Consider the following 17,918-nt stretch of genomic DNA (forward strand, 5'->3'; position numbering starts at 1 on the left):
TACAAATAGTGCATTTGTAATGTATAAGTTACACTATTATGATGTAACCGGGGATTTTACAATGGGGGGATTAAAAGGGGGATTTGCGACGAGGCGACAATATATAAACCATGTCAATTACGAGTGATAAAACTTAGGGGAGATAAATGACAACACCAGGGAAGATTTACAAAGTTTTGAAACTTCGTAAATCTGGATTCAGCGCCGTTTTTTAGGAAAAGCGCAAGTCAGCCCGGACCGGGGAAACTTGCGCCAATAGATGATTCAATACCAATTATCAGATTTTACTCTGTCGTTACCCTCAAATTCAAGGTATCGGCCTGCATTGCGGTAAAAATACCAAGCCCGTTAACAACATTGGTTGGGGTATTTACCAGGTTTTGTGAGCTGCCCCGGGTATTGCTGGTTAATATATTAATGTATTCGTCGTTTACCCTTAGCAATATTACTTTATAAGCCCCGTAGTATTTGAAAGTGGTTTGCGTTATGCTGTAAGTAGAGGCTCTTTCGGTATTGATCTCGAAGCTTGGGTTCCTGTTGTTCCTTACCGCTATAATCTCAAAAGGATTATTGTCGGTGTTTTTGAAAAGCAACATATGCTGTAACGAATCGGGGTTGGTCCAGGTAATGGTAGCACGCACCTTATCGTTATAAGCCTGATCAAGCGTATTAGGCTCATGGAATACACTGTCGGTTAGTTTAAATCCAACTGGTTTGCCCGGCATCACTGTTGACGCGCTCACAACCACATTGTTATAGGTAAACTGCATGGAATAAGTTTTACCGGCAGTTACGAACCAGGCATCGCTGTAAGTGTAAGTTCCGTTTGTTCCTTCGGTAAGTTTTACGGTCTGCGTACCATTGCTTACATTAATTGTCAGCCCGGTAATAGCCGATCCATAAGTAGCAGTATCCGTCAGGTCTTTTTGCTGATAAACTTTTACTGAAAGCGGTTGGCCGGCAACCAGGTATGCTTCAACAACAGGTTTGTTCACTGCATCAGTATCAGAAGAGTTTTTTTTGCAGGCCGATGCCATCATCAGGTAGCCGGCTATCAGTGCAAAAAATCGTATGTATGTTTTTATTTCCATCTTAAGCTTAATGTAACGTTAGGGGTAAAGCCGAGGTAGTTAACGTCGGTGGTAATAACCTGGTTGTTCTGCATTTGGTATTCGCGGTACCAGGTGTTAGTATGATTGTAAACGTTAAACAGCGACAAGCCTATGGAGCCTATTTTATGCCCGTCTATCTTCAGCAGGTCATATGACACCGACATGTCCAGCCGGTGATAAGCCGGTAAACGTTCGGCATTTTTATCGCTTATGTTGAGGTAAGTGATGCTGTTGCCGTCAACCGTTTTAATGGTGTAGCTGGATAAGGGGGCAGTATAAGGATGCCCGGTGCTGAACAGGAAAGTAGCAGCAAAATTCCAGCGCTGGTAATGGTACATGTTAATGGATTTAAACTCATGGCGCACATCTTGGTCGGCAGCGTAATAATCGGTTCCAAAAGCTAAGAATTTATTCTGGGCCTGGGCAAGGGTATAGCTGATCCAGCCGGTATAACGCCCCATCTTTTTCTGTACCAAAAACTCAATGCCTTTAGCACGACCGGTTCCCCGGTAAAAATCTTCCGTCACGCTTTGTGTTTGATTTTGGTTAGCCTCTATCCTGAAACCGCCGCCGGCAGGCTGTGTTTGCCTTACAGTGTACTGGGTTAAGCCGCTAAGTGTTTTGTAGTATCCCTCAACGCTGAACAAAAGCTCGTCCGTTTCGTAGCTGGTGCCTAAAATGTAATGCCTTGACATACCCACCGGGATATTACTGTTATTGGATAACACCCAGAAATTGCGGTTACCGGCTAAAATATCCTCGCGGATCACCTGGTTTTCAAACTGGTAAAACTGCCCGGTAGCGCCTTTTATGGTAAATTTATCGGTAAGGCTATAACTTGCCGACAGCCGGGGCTCAAAGTACGGTTTGGATGTAGGGCCGAAATAACTGGCCCGTAAACCAGGCTGTATATGAAATTTATTGTTTGGGTCGATAGCCAGCTCGGTGTAGAAACCCGCTAACATGGCATTGTTATGCTGATTGATGAGTTTGCTTGTATCGTTTTGGGTATACTCGTAATCTATTTTTTTGTAGGATGCAAAACCGCCGAAGAGCAGCTTATATTTGTTACTAACTGTCCATTCCCACTCAGATTTATAGCTTACATCCTTCAGGTTGTTGGTTTCGAGCGTGCCATTGCTCAGCGTATGTGAGATACCGTTGGTATCGATTTGTGAAAAGCCCGAAGTACTGCGGTTCCTGTCGTTGAAATAGGATGAGTAGGTGATGTAGTTGTTGGAGTATAGTTTCTTATTCCATTGCCTGAACCATTTGATACTGCTGCCCAGGTTACCGTATTTGGTATAATCGGTTATGTTGATACCGCTGCTGCCCGACGACAGGAACGATGGCAGGCCCAGTTCCCTGCTGTTATCGGTTTTATCGGTGCCTGTGTACAAAGTCCATGATACCTTATCTTTTTGACTGATGCTGTATGTGTATTTGGCATCAAAATCATAAAAGTAGGAGCTTGGGGTAATCTGGTTGGCAAAACCGCCGCCACCAAAGCCTCCCCGGCCACCACCACCCGGGCCGCCCCCCTGCGTGGTTGACGTTTGGTTAAACTGGTTAAAGATCTTGTTGTAAAACGGCCCCTGGTATGAGCGCCTTACCGCTAACAGCAAGGTCGATTTATCAGAAAGCGGCGTTTCCAGGTAACCGCTGGCGCTCAGCAAACTCAAATCGGTACCAATATTAGTTTCGTTCTTGTTACCCTCCTTGCCGTTGAGTTCGGTAACGCTCGAAAGCCTGCCGCCATATTTGGCCGTAAAGCCGCCTTTATATAATTGCACATCCTTAATGGCACTGGCATTGAAAGCACTGAAAAAGCCATACAGGTGATCAACCTGGTAAATGGTAAAACCATCCAGTACAACCAAATTCTGGTCGGGGGTACCGCCACGTACATAAGCACCTGATGACGATTCGTTGGTACCGCTTACACCGGGCATCAGCTGAAATGCCCGCAGTACGTCCTTATCGCCCATGGTTGGTAGCTTATCCAAATTGGCCGGCGAAAGCTGTAACACGCCAACCTGCCTGCTGTCGGTATTCATGACGCCGCTTTTTTTACCGGTAATGGTAACCTCATTTAAACTGTTGAGCGATGAATATAACCCACAGATCAGCGGCGAATTCAGCTTTTCGCTGCTCAGCCTGAAATAGTCGGTTTGATAACCTGTATAGGATACCTCCACTACCGATGTATCTGAAGGCACCCTGAACATGGTAAAATAACCGTCGGCATTGGTCATAACGTTGAGGTCGGTTCCCCTGATCTTTACCGTTGCCGATGGCAGCGACTCGCCTGTTTGCTGATCAATTACCCGACCGTTAATACTCATCAAAAAATGTTTGGGTTTGGCTTTGGGCGCTTCAATTTCTTTAGCCTTTACCGCATTGGCTGCCTGCAATGACAACTTGTTGAGCTTTTGCAGCCGCGCCAGGTCGTCGGTGTTTTGGAGGATGTAGATAGTGCCGGTTGATTCTATCCAGTAATGCAGGTTATTTTCGTTACAAACCTTGGCAATGACATTTTTAAGCGGCTCCTCAAAAAAGTGCTCCACAATGTCCATTTCGTGTAGGGGTTCGCGTTCAAACACGATGCGGACCTTATAGTTCATGGCCAGTGTATCAAAGAGCTCATCAAGCGGGCACGAAAAAAAATGGTTAACTACAATCTTTTTTAGCTTTTGTTGGGTTTGCTGACTATGGGCCACCGTACCGCACAAAATCAGGGAGCTTATTAACATTAGGGAAAATTTCTTCATGTAGGGGTATATTTTCTTCGATGCCGAAAATGCAGCATGTTTTGAAGCACCTCAAATAAAATCGACCATGGGAGGTTTTCTGTAGACCAGATGCCCGGATGTGTGGCAGGGGGATTTTGCTTAGTAGCAGTTGCAGGTTGGAAAAAGAATATTAGTTAGAGGCAATGGCGGGCGGTTGCATATGTTAATTGGAAATTGCCTTTAACCTTGTCTGAAGGCAAAGGCCTCAAAAACAGAACCAAGATGAATAGGAAATACCCTACACCTTCCCAATCATCCTGTTGATCACATCGCGATATCCGTCGCTTAAAGGTATCTCGGTATTGATGAGTTTGATACGGGCACGGCGCATTTGGGATACATGGTCGAGGTTAACGAGGTATGATTTATGTACCCGGAAAAACTGGTCGGGCGGTAATTGCAGCTCAATAGCTTTGAGGCTGATGCGGGATAATACAGGTTTTTGCTGATTGATGAGGTGTACTTTGATATAGTCTTTAAGCCCCTCAATGTATTCAACCTGGTCAAAGCTGATCTTAACGAGGTTATAATCAGCATGCAAAAAGAAATAGTTTTTAGTGGTTGGCTGCGGCACATAACTGCGGCGAAGCTCATATAAGTCGAGCGCTTTGTGGCAGGCCTTCAAAAAGCGGTCTAAGGGTACGGGCTTAACCAGGTAGTCAACCACATCAAGTTCAAAACCTTCCAACGCAAATTTTTCATAAGCGGTTACAAATATCACCATGGGCTTCTGTGTCAAACTCCTGATGAGTTGTAAACCATTGATGCCGGGCATGTATATATCGCTGAAGATAAGGTCTATCTGTTCTTTTTGCATGGCAATGATCGCCTCGCCCGCGTTGCGGCAACGCGCCACTACCTGTATGGTGTTTACATGCTTCAGGTTATCTTCCAGCAAGTCGAGCGCAAGTGGCTCATCGTCAATTATTAAACATCGCATCATTTAAGTTCCAGTTGTAGCATAACTATATAAGCCTGCTCGTTTTTGTTGATATATAGATTGTGTTTGCCGGGGTATAACAGCTCAAGCCGGCGTTTAACATTAGCCAGACCAATACCCGAGGCATTATCTTTACTTTCTTCGGTTGGGTTGTACACGTTTTGTACACTGAAACGCAGGTTCTTTTCGTCGGTAAAAAGAGTGATGGCTATAGCCGGCGCCTCAATATCGCCCGTGCCATGCTTAAAGGCATTTTCAACAAAGGGGATCAGCAGCATGGGTTCAATACTTTTTTCGGGAGCTTTGATATCCGAGCTGAAGCTGATCTTTACCTGATCGCGGAAACGGAGTTGTTGCAGCTCGATATAGCTGCGGAGGTAATCTTCCTTTTGGCAAAGCGTAACTTTTTCGGCATCGGTTACATAAAGCATATAACGAAGCAATTTAGAAAGCTGGATGAGTGTAGGTTCAACTGCCGAAGGGTTTAAACGCGAAAGCGCCACCGCACTGTTAATCACATTAAAAATAAAATGCGGACTGATTTGTGAGCGTAAAAAAGCCAGTTCAGAGATCAGTGATGCATTATCAATATCCTTTTTTTTGTTGATAGCCTTAAACTGATCGGCCAGGTAATGATAGGCAAAGCTGCCGGCGGTAACAGATAATAAGGGGAAAATAACCAGGAACGGCCCCGGGGGGCGACGATGATGCCCCATCCAGGGAAAATGAGGCACAGGGAAATAATGCCGTACTTCCATTAGTATTGCATTGAACACCACAAAGGAGGCAAGCAAGGCAAAAAAGTAAAGCCAGATATTATTTTTTAAGATCCTGGGAATAAGGAAAAAAGCGTTCAGATAAAATTCGGCCGCGAGCACCAGGTTAAAACTGATAATGTGTCCCGGTGAAAAAGCAGGCTGCGGAAAACCGCGCATATCCGGCCTGGAAATGATGGGCGTAAAAATGATCAATGCCCAAAATAACAGGTGGATACAAATTTCGATAATCAACGCCGGCTTTATCCGTTTAAACATATCATGCTAAGGTAGCCTCATTTTAAACCCGCATTCAATGTAATAGACGATGGGGCAAAATGTGCCGACGAAAGTACGGTATCTGTTGTATGGAAACCCAATTTCAGGTGCTGCACAAGGCATATTTAACATCTATTAACATTTGAAGGCAGCTAATTGAAAACAAGCGGTTTCGCTGTATAATAAAGGTGGCATTTTCCGTTAAATTTGTTTAATAACTAATTACCTATGTCAATAACAAAACCCATCCTCCGAATTTTTGATTATGATAAAGCCATCGAATTTTATATCAACTGGCTTGGCTTTAAAACCGATTGGGAACACAAACCCGAAGGGGTGCCGGTATACATCCAAATTTCCATGCGCGATGTAGTGCTTTACCTTTCCGAACATCATGGCGATGCCAGTCCGGGCAGCCACATAGCAATCGATGACTTTAGTGAGCTAAGGGATTACCACGCCCACCTCATCGCCAAAAAATATAAATATAACCGTCCTGGTTTGGAGGTGCCCGAATGGAATGACCGGGCTATCACCATGACTGTTCATGACCCTTTTGGCAACCGGTTGACCTTTAGTGAGGAGTTGAAGAGGTAAGCCTGTTGATCCTTCCGTTTTAGCGCAAGTGTTGTGTGGTTGGCTGGAGGGGGCGCTCACTTGTGCTTTCTTTATACTTTTATAATTGTATTTAACTATTTTCAGTGCGTGAGTACTAAATACAAATTCGCTAATCCGGAGGGGATATACTTCGTGACTTTCGCCGGTGTTCATTGGGTCGATGTTTTTACAAGAAACATTTATCGTGATATCTTACTTGATAGTTTTCGTTATTGTATAAAGGAAAAAGGTTTAATTATTTATGGGTTTGTTATTATGAGCAATCATGTTCATTTGCTTATAGGCAAAAAAGCGGATCAAAGTCTATCAGCCATCATGCGGGATATGAAAAAGTTTTCATCTGTTAAGATTATCAGGGAGATCATAGAAAATCCGGTAGAAAGCCGAAAACTCTGGATGCTTAAACTCTTTGCTGACACAGGAAAAGCAAATACGAATAATACCCATTATCAGTTATGGCAACAAGAAAACCACCCAATAGAAATTGAGCCACACTCAAATATGTTTGATCAAAAGTTGAATTATATTCACCAAAATCCTGTTAAAGCAGGATGGGTTAACGAATCTTCAGCATATGTTTATAGTAGCGCCTCTAATTATGAAGAAAAGGGCGGCATTTTGTGGGAAGTTGAAGTAGCATATTAATTTACATTTTTTTTGAGTTTTAGCGCAAGTCTTGAGCCCCCGGGGATGCGTAGCTGGAGACTTGTGCTTCGACAATATGTCTTGCTGTCCCAAAGGCACAAGTCATCCACCCTCATGCCAGCCACACAAGACTTGCGCCAGAAAAGGCGCCAGAAAATGCTTTTTAGTATCCGATGATCCTATTAATTATAAAATGTCCATGAAACGCCGAATTTCAGGATGGCATCCTGTTGTGGGTAACGGTTAACCGTGTAATAGCCTTTACTCCAGGCACGCTGGTTGATGTAATCATAAGCAACAAACAGGTTGGTACGCTGCAAGGTTGCTTTGAAAAATACGCCAAATATAGGGTATGATGAAAACGTTACGTTCGCGCCGTTATAAAACTGGCCCAATCCCGTGGCATATGAAGGGGCAACATATTCTGTATTATACCTTCCATTTATACCCATACTGGCATGCAGTACATTAAGCAAAACCCTGTTAATATATAAGCTGCTGTAAGCATATACTTCCGGGGTACGAAGCGTATTCTGATAGTCGGTTTTTTGATATACTACATAGTTATCAAAATGCAGGCTCCGGTAAGTGAAGTTTTTACCCAAACTTACTTTTAACAGGTTGATAGAGTTGTTAAGCTGAGCCGGGCGCACATCGGTACCGCCATCCTGCGCTGAAAAATACAGGTAATTGCTGATCAAAAAGTATTCGGCTTTTAAATCAATTTGCAGGGCGTTGTTAATGTAATTAAACGATGCGCTGGTTGTTTTTTGATTGCTGAAATCATTATGAAAAATATAATGATTGGAGATCCAGTTATTATAAACCAGCGGGGGCGAGCTGTTTTGTGAATAGGCTTCTAAAATGATCTTGCCGGTTTTTTTGCCGCCTGCCAGGGTAAGTTTGGCATCATATAAATAATTGCCAAAGTCGCGGCCCTGGGCAATTTGCCTGAAATCGGCATCAAGGGCTATACGATCGCTGAAACGGTAGCCCAATTTAGCTTTCAGCGTAATGTCCTGGAAAGTATTGTGCTGTACTTTATCCTGATGAATATATTTTGCACCATACTGGTTAAGGGTGGTATCGCTAACATACTGGTTGTACGAATAAAAATCATGCACAAGGCCGAGGTCAAGCTTAAGCTCGTTCTTTACAAATTTTACCGATTTACTTCGCAGATAAAAGCTATACGAAAACTCATTTTGAATATGCGTGACGACTGTTGAATCCCTTGACCGGTTATTGCTGTAATAATAGTCAGGGAATACATTATAGGTATCAACACCGCTTTGCTTGTACAGGTACCTGCTGTTTGATACATGAAGGGTATGTGACACGCGTTGGGTAGGCAGGATCTTTGAATTGTCCTTCCCCTTATTCAAACTATCTATCCGGCCTAAATAATAAAACTGCTTAATGTAAAGGCCCTTATCGTTCCAGTTTTCATAACTATACGGTAAACGTACCGCTGCCCTGTCTTTTGAAAAGGCGTTGTTTACATTGGTACTGGTAAATACCGAATCGTTGAGAATGCTGCCGGTTTCGGGGGCCTTAAGATTGTTGAACAAAAGGTTGGCCAGCAGGTTATACCGTTTGCTTTTTGATTCGTACCACGTAAAAATAGAAGCATTCAAATCGCTCACGTTTTGGCCAAGCACATTGTTAAAATTGTAGAAACCCCTTGATCCGTTGAAATTAAGGTTAAAACCAATATTCCAGTTGGGTTTTATATTTTGCGTATGAACGATATTGAACAACTGAATGGCCGAGCCGCCAAAGGCATTATATAATGTAAGCTTGGTATAAGGTACACGCGTGTTATAATAATTAATATCCTGAGGCTTTAAAGCGTAAATATCAAGCGCATGCAAGCCCAGGTCAAAGCCTATGGTCCTGCTGGGCTCAAAAAGCAGAGGCCGTTGTGACAAACCAATATTACCTAAATGAATTCGGGGACTGCGCGGATCAATAAGCGGGCTATAGATCTCGAAATTCGTAATGCCCGTATCAATCGGAAACAGTTGTGTACTATCATTCAGCAAACGCTCGTTGGTAACGCGGATAAATTTGGAGCTAAAAACTACCGAATCTTTTTTGTTTTCTTCCTTTCGCCTTAAACTGTCCAGCAGCTGATCGTCGGTCATTTGTTTTTCCTGCCGGCGCGCGGTATCACGGGTAGGCAGGTTACGCGGGTTAGTGCGGTTGCCATACTGCGCAAAAGCAGCCTGTACCGACAGGCACATCAGCAATAAAAAAATATATTTGAGCTTTTGGCGCATTAATTACCGGCTATCAGTTCTTTAAGTATCAGGGTCATTTTGGGTTCGGCTTCCTGCGCAATAGCAATAATCTCCTCCAATGTTATGGGCTTAAGCACTTCCGGGAAGCCTTCATCTGTTAATACCGAAATAGCAAACGTCGGGATCCCCATGTGATTAGCAACAATAACCTCGGGCACGGTGCTCATGCCAACGGCATCGCCGCCAATGATACGCAGGTATTTGTATTCGGCACGGGTTTCCAGGTTAGGGCCGGTTACGGCTACGTATACCCCTTTATGGCAGGTGATGTTATTTTTCTGAGCGATGGCTAAACCCTTTTCGATCATATCATGGCGGTAAGGTTCGCTCATATCCGGGAACCGTGGGCCAAGCTCTTCATAATTGCGGCCAACCAGCGGGTTTTGAGGCTGCAGGTTAATATGATCTTCAATGATCATCAGGTCGCCCTTTTTAAAATCGGGGTTAAGCGAGCCGCTGGCGTTTGATACATATAGCGTTTTGATGCCCAGGTATTTCATCACCCTAACCGGGAAGGTGATCTGCTGCATATTGTAGCCTTCGTAATAATGCAAACGGCCCTGCATGGCCACCACTTTAACGCCTGCAAGGGTACCAAAAATCAGCTTACCCGAGTGAAATTCCAATGTTGAGATAGGGAAATCAGGAATGTTGGAATACATGAGCTGTTTTTCAACCTCAATTTCTTTTACCAGGCCACCAAGGCCGGTACCTAAAATTATACCCACTTCGGGTTCAAAATCGCCTATCCGGTTTTTGATATACCGGGCGGTGCCTTCAATATTGTCTAACATATGTTTGTACTAATTCGTCAAATTGTTGTTGCCCGTTATTTAAAAAACTAATGCCTATGGGCAGCACCAAAATGGGCAGTTTTTTAACCATCGGAAGCAGGTCCTGTTCACCTAAACGCTGCGCATCCTTTTCTGTTGTGATGATCACTTTTTTTTGTGATGCACAGGCCGAAAATTCATCGGCAAGTTTACTGATATTTTTTAAGCTAAAACGGTGATGGTCGGGATAATTATGATGAACAACCAGTGGTGTTTGCTTTTTTAGATGTGCCAATAAGGGTTTTGGATTAGCTATTCCCGTAAGGAGGAAAACCGCGGTTTGATCGTCGATGGCACTTGTAACCGGGGCGCCATAGATAGTTTGGGCCGGCAGATAGTTTATGGTGGTAAAAAATAGCGACTGGTGCGGATACGGTTTGACCCGTTTAATCACGCGGCCTTGTTCCAGATCGCTAAGCGAAGCAGGGCATTTACTGATGATGATGACATCCGCCCTTTTACGCCCGCCGAATGGTTCGCGCAGGTTACCCGCCGGGAGCAGGAAATGAGGTTCGTTAACACGGCTGTAATCAAAAAGCAAAATGCTCATGCCCGGTTCAAGCGCGCGGTGTTGGTAGGCATCATCCAAAATAATAACATCATGACCGTCTTTTAACTGCTCAACGCCATCAACCCGCTTTTCGCAAACGGCCACATCAAGATCCGGGAATTTATGTTTGAACTGTGCAGGTTCATCGCCGATATCCGAGGCTTTGCTTTCGGCTGATGCCAGTAAAAAACCTTTGGTAATACGACCGTAGCCACGGCTAAGCGTGGCAATTTTATAATTACCCTTCAACAGCCTGATCAGATATTCGGTCATAGGGCTTTTGCCGGCACCGCCAACATCCAGGTTGCCGACTACGATTATGGGCATATCAAACCCGGTACTTTTAAAGATCCCCCGGTTATAACACCAGTTGCGAATAGCCGTAACCAGGGCATAGATCAGCGAAAACGGGATTAAAAGCCAGCGGAGGAATTTCATAAATGATTTTGCGGGCCGTCATTGCGAGGTACGAAGCAATCCCCGATGTGCAGGTCAGCAGTGCAAGCCCCTCTGTATAGTTTGGGATTGCTTCGTACCTCGCAATGACGTCTTTCTTCTTTTAAATTTCTGAAGAACAACAAAGTTAATATTTGATGTCGATTTACTATCAGTCTATCACCCCAAACTGCTTCAAATGATGCGTAAAATGCTTTCCGTGCCATATGATCCACTCATAATAATCCATAGGGCCGAAGGCACCGTGGATCACTTTAACATCGGGGGTATTGAAATACCTGTCGAAAGTGTCAAGTTCTTTCATTAGCTGATTAATAGCAGTTTCCAAATTAGGGTAGATTAAGGTATCAGCCAATTCTTCCAAAAAGGTATTACGGGGTATTTCGGCATCGGTATAAACGGCGGAGTGTTTACGTGCTGCTGTATTATCATCCGGGCCATCCCAGGTTGGTATTTTTACACCGTTGGTATACTGAACCTGGTCAATAAGGTGTTCGATCATTTGCTGCGGTTTCATTTTGCCCCAAAGTGGCGCTGCTTCGGGCCGCAGGTTGAGCATTAAGCGGTATAACACTTTGCGGTTGGTAATATCAACGAACTGGTTCATGGGCTAACGGATGTTTTAGCAAATATAAAGGAGTGATTGTCTGTTATATTAAAATTTGTATTTTCATTTTTTTAGATCGCCATCACATGAAACATAAACTTACCTTACTGTTGTTAACATTGTTAGCTGCACCGGCATTTGCACAAACCGATAGTAAACTCAGCGCTAAATTAAATGAAGCTGTCAAAGATTTTCAGGGCCAGGTTGGCATTTATGTACATAACCTAAAAACCGGTAAAACAGCCGAAATCAATGCCGATACCTTATTCCCTACGGCCAGTATGATTAAAGTGAGCATTCAATGCGGGGTGATGGATAAGATAGAAAAAGGTGAGCTGAAGTATAATCAAAAATTAATTTACCGTGATTCATTGCTTTATGCAGGTGAGGATTTGCTGGGCTCGTTCAAAGATAAAGACACTGTACAATTGAGTAAAGTGGCTATGCTCATGATCACCATGAGCGATAATACCGCAAGTTTGTGGCTGCAAAAGCTGGTGGGCGGCGAATATATCAACAACTGGCTCAATCAAAATGACTTTAAGGTAATGCGGGTGAATTCACGTGTGCCGGGCAGGGAAGCTATCCGCAGGATCTATGGTTGGGGAGTAAGTACCCCGCGCGAAATGTGCCGCCTGTTCACCATGATCCGCGAAGGTAAGGCGGTAAGCCCGGCAGCCAGCGAGCGGATGTACCGTAACATGGGCCGCATTTACTGGGATGAGCACGCGTTGTCGCAAATTCCGCCTTATGTACATACCATTTCCAAACAGGGGGCGGTTGATGAATCAAGGTCGGAAACTGTGCTGGTAAATGCCCCGCATGGAGATTATGTGTTTTCGATCATTACTAATCATAACAAGGATACCAGTTGGACACCCGACAATGAAGCTGGATTGCTGATCAAAAAAGTATCGGCGCTGCTTTGGCATTATTTTGAACCTGGAGATAAGTGGCAACCGGCATACGGGATTGACAAGTTTATGCTGAATGAGTAGATAATTAAAAGGTCATTGCTGCTTCCCGTAGCGTGAATCTTGGGAAACATATGCTTTCCGTATCCGGATAGATAGATGCAGGCCTCTATTGTGAATATACTGTTAAATTAAGGTGAAAAAAATATGAGATTTATATAAATGGATGTTATATGGTGCAAAAGAATTAAATTGTAACAAAGCCCATGAAATTATTAAAAATCATGTTTATATTTACAATTCAATTACGGGTATCCAAACCCGGATTTGTGATAAGGTTTAGGTTTAAAGCCCCATGCAGCGAGTGCTATGGGGCTTTTATTTTAGGGTATCATACTCAAAAAACTTAAAAACTAAATTTCGTAAGTCTGCGCATTTGCACTGCTAACTGCCACTGTGCACTGCCGGCTTCCCTCATGGCGCTTCACTAAACTCTTCATCCACACTTTCGCGTAAATCATACAGTAACCATTGCTTACCGGCAATTGATCGTGTTTTTGACTGCAGTAGTTTAATGAAATCGTTAACGCCTACAGGTTCATTGCCGTTTCCGTGTATGAGCACAATACTGCCATTTTGGGGTTGTTGGCCTTTAGCCAGCCATGCATCGGTACCAACCGGGATCAAGCCGAAACCGGTAATCCGGTATACCAGTTGCTGATCAGATACCAGGCCGGGAAACCTGAAAAATACGGATGGTAATAGCCCATTACGCAGCATGGCCTGTTCTGTTTCCAGTACTTCATAACTAATATCTGTTCCTGGTTCAAGTAAAAAGTTTTCTTTAAGCGGAGCTTTCAGGCTAACCCGGTGATTGAAGGAATGATTGATCCAGGTGATGTAGATCTCACGGTTGGCCTGCATTTGTTTTAGCCAGTCCAGGTCCTGCGGGTGCTGGCGCATCCAGATGCCGGTTATGGAAAGTGCTATTGGTACAGGGCGCTCTACCTTTTTAAATTCAGTGAAAATGTCGGTAAAAATGCGTTTATCCAACGGGCGGTGCGATGGGCATAGGTCGGCAGTAAGGCTGATGCCTGTTTGTTTGGGGATGCCGCTTTCGATGCCTGCGTCCTGAATGTTGACAGATTGTTTTTCGGCTTTACTGAGCGCCTTTTGATAAGGTGTACTTTTAAAAAACTCACGCGCCTGCTCCATCGTCAAGGGTTTGATCTGATAAAAGCTGCTTTCGTTTATTTTGGTTTCCAGTGTTTGCGGGTTCACCATCAACAGATAATTGCGCCCTTCATTATCAAAGCGGCGAAGGATCATCCAGTCCTGCGGATAGTTGTGCGCCCAGCCATAGTAAACCTTGTAGTTCCCGATTTTGCGGTAAACGGTTTGTGCAAAGGCCTCGTGGCAAAGAGGCAGTAGAATAAAAAGTGATAGCGTTATTTTAAGAAGGTGTTTGTTCATGGGCATTTGTTTTCCAGTTTCTGCCGGTAAGTATACTGCTTACAACTAATATCAACATAAAAATGGTTATTGGAACAAACATGTAAATTATCAAAATATTGATGTTCAACTTTTGATGGCGGCATGGTATTTAATCCCGAAGGAGTGGAGTACCTTGTTAAATTCTGGGAGTTTGATATCATGCTTCTCTCTCAAATCAAAATCATACGGTAAACCTTTATCAATGTAATGCTTAACAGAAAGTTGCTGCCAATTAAGATGGCATTCACAATGTTATTTTATAACGACGGATAATGGCCCTGCTAAAATAAACTAATGTACTTATGGACGAAAAAGCCCATATTACTAAATAATCCCACGGTGAGGTCGATATTACAAAGTAGGTATCGTGCAAATTGAAATCATAGATTACGCTTCTTTTTACTATTTCAAAAAAACAGGCTAACAAAAAAAGGCCAGCGCATATATGGCAAACAGTACGCCCAGTTCGATAATGATTTGTTTAGGCTTCATGGTTTAAAGTTAAATATATCCGTCAATTTACCTAAATGATCTATAACTTTGAAGTATGACCCGTCTATCTGTCAACATCAACAAAATAGCCACTTTGCGTAATTCGCGGGGTGGCAATAATCCCGACCTGATCCAGGTTGCTAAAGACTGTGAACGTTTTGGCGCGCAGGGAATAACGGTGCACCCCCGGCCCGATGAGCGCCACATCCGTTATAACGATGTGTTTGAGCTTAAGAAAATTGTTACTACCGAGTTTAATATTGAAGGTAATTGCCAGGAACAAAAATTTATCGACCTGGTGCTGGCCAATAAGCCCGAGCAGGTTACCCTGGTACCTGATGTATTAGGGCAGATCACCTCTAATCATGGCTGGGATACCATCACCAACTATCATTATTTAAAAGATATGATAGCGGTATTTAAAGAAGCCGGCATCCGGGTATCTATTTTTGTTGATCCAATACCTGCAATGGTTGAGGGCGCCGCCAAAACAGGTACTGACCGTGTAGAACTTTATACCGAAGGCTATGCTACTCATTTTCCGCAGGGGAAAGAACTTGCTATTGCTCCTTATATCGAGGCCGCAAAAGTTGCGCAACAGGCGGGATTAGGCCTTAATGCCGGTCACGATCTGGATTTACATAACCTGAAATATTTTGCAGAAAATATACCTGGCCTGCTCGAAGTAAGCATTGGTCATGCCCTGGTAAGTGATGCCTTGTACTATGGCCTGGAAAACACTATCCAAATGTACCTGAGGCAATTATCGTTAACGGATAATGCTTAAGCTGCCCGATAATAAGCCACAGCCCGAGCTTAGGTTAATGATATAATAATAGCTTCCCGTAGGTAATGGTTTGCCATTATAGGTGCCGTTAAACGGGCGGGCGTATCCTATGGAGTTAAAAATATTTTTGCCATACCGGTTAAATATTTTTACGGTTGCCGCCGGATAGTTCTCCATGCCGACTATTTGCCAGTAATCATTGATACCGTCGTTATTGGGCGTAATTACATTGGCGATATTAAGGTTTGAAAGGCCCACGCTTACATCAACCTTTGTGCGGGTGCTTTCACAAGCGTTGCTAAAACGGCTTATATAATAGCTTCGGTTGGCGGTAACGTTTACTTTAAATTTGCCATTAGGCTCTTCATCAAGCGGAGTAGTGCTGGTTTCACTATCATAAAGCCTGTAGGTTGACGTTGCTACTGGGTTTTTTACTGGTATTATTGTTTCGCCCGGGCCGCACAATTGAAAGCTGCTTATCACAGGCGGATCGATAACAAGCTCCTGGTTAAGCAGGGTAATGTGATAGGGCACAGCGCAGCCGTCCGGATCTATGGTTAGCGTATATGTTCCGCCGGGAAGCCCGTCGATATCCAGTGTGTTGCGTATTACATCTCCGGCTTCATTTGTCCACCTTAATGGTGGTGTACCGCCGTTTGTATTGATAAGCTTTAAATTACTGATGCTGCCATTCGCTGCATCGCAGGAAGCATTCACTTTTTGAAGCCCTGAATCATCAATGCCGGGATTTGAACTGGTTAAGGTGATGAGAATAGATTTGGCAAAACAATTTCCGTTATAGCATTTGGCGTAATAGGTGCCAACGCCAACGCCATCCAGTTTAGGGCCGCCGGACTGTACTAATTGATCCTGGTCATTATACCAGTCGATGCCAATAACATTCTTTAAATTTTGCAGGGTGATTGATCCGTTGTTTTTAAAACAAGTTGGATTAACCTTCACATAATCGGCGGCCGATGTCGAAATCACCGGTTGGGTAAATTCAGATGAGCTGTTATTAAGTGTAGCATTTGCCACCAGTTTTTTATTGTGAAAATCGCCGGTAAACTTCCAGTTACCCGCTGCATCTGCAACAACCGTAACCAGGTACTGTACCGGATTGCAAACAGAACAATCTGTATTGTCATTATAAATATAAATAGCAGCTCCCGGCGATGCCGTTCCTGAAAATTCGGCAGCACTGTTTACAACTATATTAATGTTGGGAATGGCTGTGCCACTTGATATCAGGTATGGTGTTGTATTACATGAGATACTGTTTTTGGCTATAGTAATATTGTTAGATTCGACCGCATAGAAAGCGCCGCCGTCATTACTAAAGATATTGATATCGTTATCATTATCATCGCCAATAAAAGCATTATTGCATTTAAATAAGTACATACCCGAATTACCCGGTATACTGCTTTGCTTATTACGCATAAAAGTGAAGCTGTTTACCGATATAAACTGAAATTGTGTAGAACAAAAATCATTGTCGGCTACCTGCGTATTGCTTCCCTGAAACCGTACAAGTATGGATGCCCCGTTTACGCGGTTGTCCTGCCCGTTCACATCAAGTGAAAGCGAGTTGTTGATAAACTTATTATCAATTCCGTTCAGGGCTATCGCGGTAGCAAAATAGTTTCTTTCTTTGAAGGTAGGGCCACCCACTAATGAGTTATCGGCGGTTATATCAAGTGCATACCCTAATTCAACAACATTTGTTCCCGATTCGTCATAACCAATAAAATTTGATTGGATATTGATATTATCATTATTCTTTGAGTCGGTTAGTGAGTTGGTGCCGCAATACACACCGTAGATGTTATCGCAAAAAACATTTCCTTTATCTGGTGCGCCTATGGTAATATTGGTACAATCATAAGCCGATATAGCGGTGAAAAGCAGGTTGCCGTTAAAGTTTGTGAGTTTGCTGCTGTAACCTTTTATGCATAAGCCATATATTTCCACATTGGTAACTTCGGTCATCAACAGAGCTGCTGCCTTAGTCCCCGGAAAAGTATAGCTTATATCGGGTATGATATAAACCCTGGCGTCACTTCTGCCGAGTTTGGGCGTTGGCTGCGTGCTGCCGTCGATAAATAAATTAGAGGTAACCTCGGGGAGCTGCGTAAAAAGTGTGATGGTCACGCTGCCCGGCAGGTTAAAATTAATAATATCCTGCTGAATTGTTCCGTTGGCGGCTGCCTTAGTAAGGGCCTCGCGCAGTGTACCTGTTCCTGCATCAGCATTACTTGTAACGGTAAATACCGTGGCCTCTGCATTTAAACAGGTCAGCAATAAAAATAGCGTAAACAGAAACAACTTGTGTTTCATG

At 43.6% G+C, this 17,918-nt stretch carries 14 protein-coding genes; 4 read left to right on the forward strand and 10 right to left on the reverse strand.

Annotated features, from left to right (window positions below; translation table 11 throughout):
* Positions 1 to 284: 284 nt before the first annotated feature.
* From FHW88_RS00255 to FHW88_RS00270, 4 genes are all read right to left on the reverse strand, one after another.
* Positions 285 to 1,091, reverse strand: coding sequence for a DUF4249 family protein (locus FHW88_RS00255; protein WP_176622260.1), 807 nt, complete (start codon positions 1,089 to 1,091; stop codon positions 285 to 287).
* Entirely contained in the window at positions 1,082 to 3,883 is a 2,802-nt protein-coding gene (locus FHW88_RS00260) for a TonB-dependent receptor (RefSeq protein ID WP_090534207.1), read from the reverse strand. The genes FHW88_RS00255 and FHW88_RS00260 overlap by 10 nt, the downstream gene beginning before the upstream one ends.
* A gap of 259 nt (positions 3,884 to 4,142) precedes the next feature.
* The gene (locus tag FHW88_RS00265) at positions 4,143 to 4,844 is read right to left on the reverse strand and encodes a LytR/AlgR family response regulator transcription factor (protein ID WP_176622262.1); all 702 of its coding nucleotides are present in this window, start codon (positions 4,842 to 4,844) and stop codon (positions 4,143 to 4,145) included.
* Positions 4,844 to 5,878 (reverse strand): sensor histidine kinase, encoded by a 1,035-nt coding sequence (locus FHW88_RS00270; RefSeq protein ID WP_176622264.1) that lies wholly within the window; start codon positions 5,876 to 5,878, stop codon positions 4,844 to 4,846. The genes FHW88_RS00265 and FHW88_RS00270 overlap by 1 nt, the downstream gene beginning before the upstream one ends.
* 228 nt (positions 5,879 to 6,106) lie before the next feature.
* Between FHW88_RS00270 and FHW88_RS00275 the strand changes: the two genes are divergently transcribed.
* Together FHW88_RS00275 and FHW88_RS00280 are read left to right on the forward strand one after the other, a co-directional pair.
* Entirely contained in the window at positions 6,107 to 6,475 is a 369-nt protein-coding gene (locus tag FHW88_RS00275; protein WP_176622268.1) for a glyoxalase superfamily protein, read from the forward strand.
* A 108-nt stretch (positions 6,476 to 6,583) separates the two neighbouring features.
* Positions 6,584 to 7,141 carry an REP-associated tyrosine transposase gene (locus FHW88_RS00280; protein ID WP_176622270.1) on the forward strand — a complete coding sequence of 186 codons (558 nt, stop codon included), beginning with the start codon at positions 6,584 to 6,586 and terminating at the stop codon, positions 7,139 to 7,141.
* A gap of 182 nt (positions 7,142 to 7,323) precedes the next feature.
* On the opposite strand, the gene FHW88_RS00285 is transcribed toward FHW88_RS00280, so the two are convergent.
* The 4 genes from FHW88_RS00285 to FHW88_RS00300 all read right to left on the reverse strand — a co-directional run bounded on the left by FHW88_RS00285 (position 7,324) and on the right by FHW88_RS00300 (position 11,890).
* Positions 7,324 to 9,423, reverse strand: coding sequence for a putative porin (locus tag FHW88_RS00285; protein ID WP_229701766.1), 2,100 nt, complete (start codon positions 9,421 to 9,423; stop codon positions 7,324 to 7,326).
* Entirely contained in the window at positions 9,423 to 10,238 is an 816-nt protein-coding gene (locus tag FHW88_RS00290) for a purine-nucleoside phosphorylase (protein WP_090534201.1), read from the reverse strand. The genes FHW88_RS00285 and FHW88_RS00290 overlap by 1 nt, the downstream gene beginning before the upstream one ends.
* Positions 10,222 to 11,265 (reverse strand): tetraacyldisaccharide 4'-kinase, encoded by a 1,044-nt coding sequence (gene lpxK, locus FHW88_RS00295; protein ID WP_176622272.1) that lies wholly within the window; start codon positions 11,263 to 11,265, stop codon positions 10,222 to 10,224. The genes FHW88_RS00290 and lpxK overlap by 17 nt, the downstream gene beginning before the upstream one ends.
* Positions 11,266 to 11,434: 169 nt before the next feature.
* Entirely contained in the window at positions 11,435 to 11,890 is a 456-nt protein-coding gene (locus FHW88_RS00300) for a hypothetical protein (RefSeq protein WP_176622274.1), read from the reverse strand.
* Positions 11,891 to 11,976: 86 nt separating this feature from the next.
* Between FHW88_RS00300 and FHW88_RS00305 the strand changes: the two genes are divergently transcribed.
* Entirely contained in the window at positions 11,977 to 12,888 is a 912-nt protein-coding gene (locus FHW88_RS00305) for a serine hydrolase (protein ID WP_176622276.1), read from the forward strand.
* Positions 12,889 to 13,278: 390 nt separating this feature from the next.
* Here the strand turns inward: FHW88_RS00305 and FHW88_RS00310 are convergent, their stop codons facing one another.
* Positions 13,279 to 14,277, reverse strand: a complete 999-nt coding sequence (locus tag FHW88_RS00310; RefSeq protein WP_176622278.1) for a polysaccharide deacetylase family protein — start codon at positions 14,275 to 14,277, stop codon at positions 13,279 to 13,281.
* A gap of 568 nt (positions 14,278 to 14,845) precedes the next feature.
* On the opposite strand from FHW88_RS00310, the gene FHW88_RS00315 reads away from it, so the two are divergent.
* Positions 14,846 to 15,577: a pyridoxine 5'-phosphate synthase gene (locus tag FHW88_RS00315; protein WP_176622280.1), complete on the forward strand. Its 732-nt coding sequence runs from the start codon at positions 14,846 to 14,848 to the stop codon at positions 15,575 to 15,577.
* On the opposite strand, the gene FHW88_RS00320 is transcribed toward FHW88_RS00315, so the two are convergent.
* On the reverse strand, positions 15,560 to 17,917 hold the full coding sequence (locus FHW88_RS00320) for a gliding motility-associated C-terminal domain-containing protein (protein ID WP_176622282.1): 2,358 nt from the start codon (positions 17,915 to 17,917) through the stop codon (positions 15,560 to 15,562). The genes FHW88_RS00315 and FHW88_RS00320 overlap by 18 nt on opposite strands.
* Position 17,918: the final 1 nt, after the last annotated feature.

Origin of the sequence: Mucilaginibacter sp. SG538B (assembly GCF_013376065.1) — a bacterium.
Lineage (GTDB): Bacteria > Bacteroidota > Bacteroidia > Sphingobacteriales > Sphingobacteriaceae > Mucilaginibacter > Mucilaginibacter rubeus.

What these genes read in the sequence shown, in the direction of transcription:
- FHW88_RS00305 (WP_176622276.1), top strand. Translation starts at nt 11,977, where the DNA reads ATGAAACATAAACTTACCTTACTGTTGTTAACATTGTTAGCTGCACCG.
- FHW88_RS00265 (WP_176622262.1), bottom strand. Translation starts at nt 4,844, where the DNA reads ATGCGATGTTTAATAATTGACGATGAGCCACTTGCGCTCGACTTGCTG.
- lpxK (WP_176622272.1), bottom strand. Translation starts at nt 11,265, where the DNA reads ATGAAATTCCTCCGCTGGCTTTTAATCCCGTTTTCGCTGATCTATGCC.
- FHW88_RS00285 (WP_229701766.1), bottom strand. Translation starts at nt 9,423, where the DNA reads ATGCGCCAAAAGCTCAAATATATTTTTTTATTGCTGATGTGCCTGTCG.
- FHW88_RS00300 (WP_176622274.1), bottom strand. Translation starts at nt 11,890, where the DNA reads ATGAACCAGTTCGTTGATATTACCAACCGCAAAGTGTTATACCGCTTA.
- FHW88_RS00290 (WP_090534201.1), bottom strand. Translation starts at nt 10,238, where the DNA reads ATGTTAGACAATATTGAAGGCACCGCCCGGTATATCAAAAACCGGATA.
- FHW88_RS00275 (WP_176622268.1), top strand. Translation starts at nt 6,107, where the DNA reads ATGTCAATAACAAAACCCATCCTCCGAATTTTTGATTATGATAAAGCC.
- FHW88_RS00315 (WP_176622280.1), top strand. Translation starts at nt 14,846, where the DNA reads ATGACCCGTCTATCTGTCAACATCAACAAAATAGCCACTTTGCGTAAT.
- FHW88_RS00270 (WP_176622264.1), bottom strand. Translation starts at nt 5,878, where the DNA reads ATGTTTAAACGGATAAAGCCGGCGTTGATTATCGAAATTTGTATCCAC.
- FHW88_RS00310 (WP_176622278.1), bottom strand. Translation starts at nt 14,277, where the DNA reads ATGAACAAACACCTTCTTAAAATAACGCTATCACTTTTTATTCTACTG.
- FHW88_RS00320 (WP_176622282.1), bottom strand. Translation starts at nt 17,917, where the DNA reads ATGAAACACAAGTTGTTTCTGTTTACGCTATTTTTATTGCTGACCTGT.
- FHW88_RS00255 (WP_176622260.1), bottom strand. Translation starts at nt 1,091, where the DNA reads ATGGAAATAAAAACATACATACGATTTTTTGCACTGATAGCCGGCTAC.
- FHW88_RS00260 (WP_090534207.1), bottom strand. Translation starts at nt 3,883, where the DNA reads ATGAAGAAATTTTCCCTAATGTTAATAAGCTCCCTGATTTTGTGCGGT.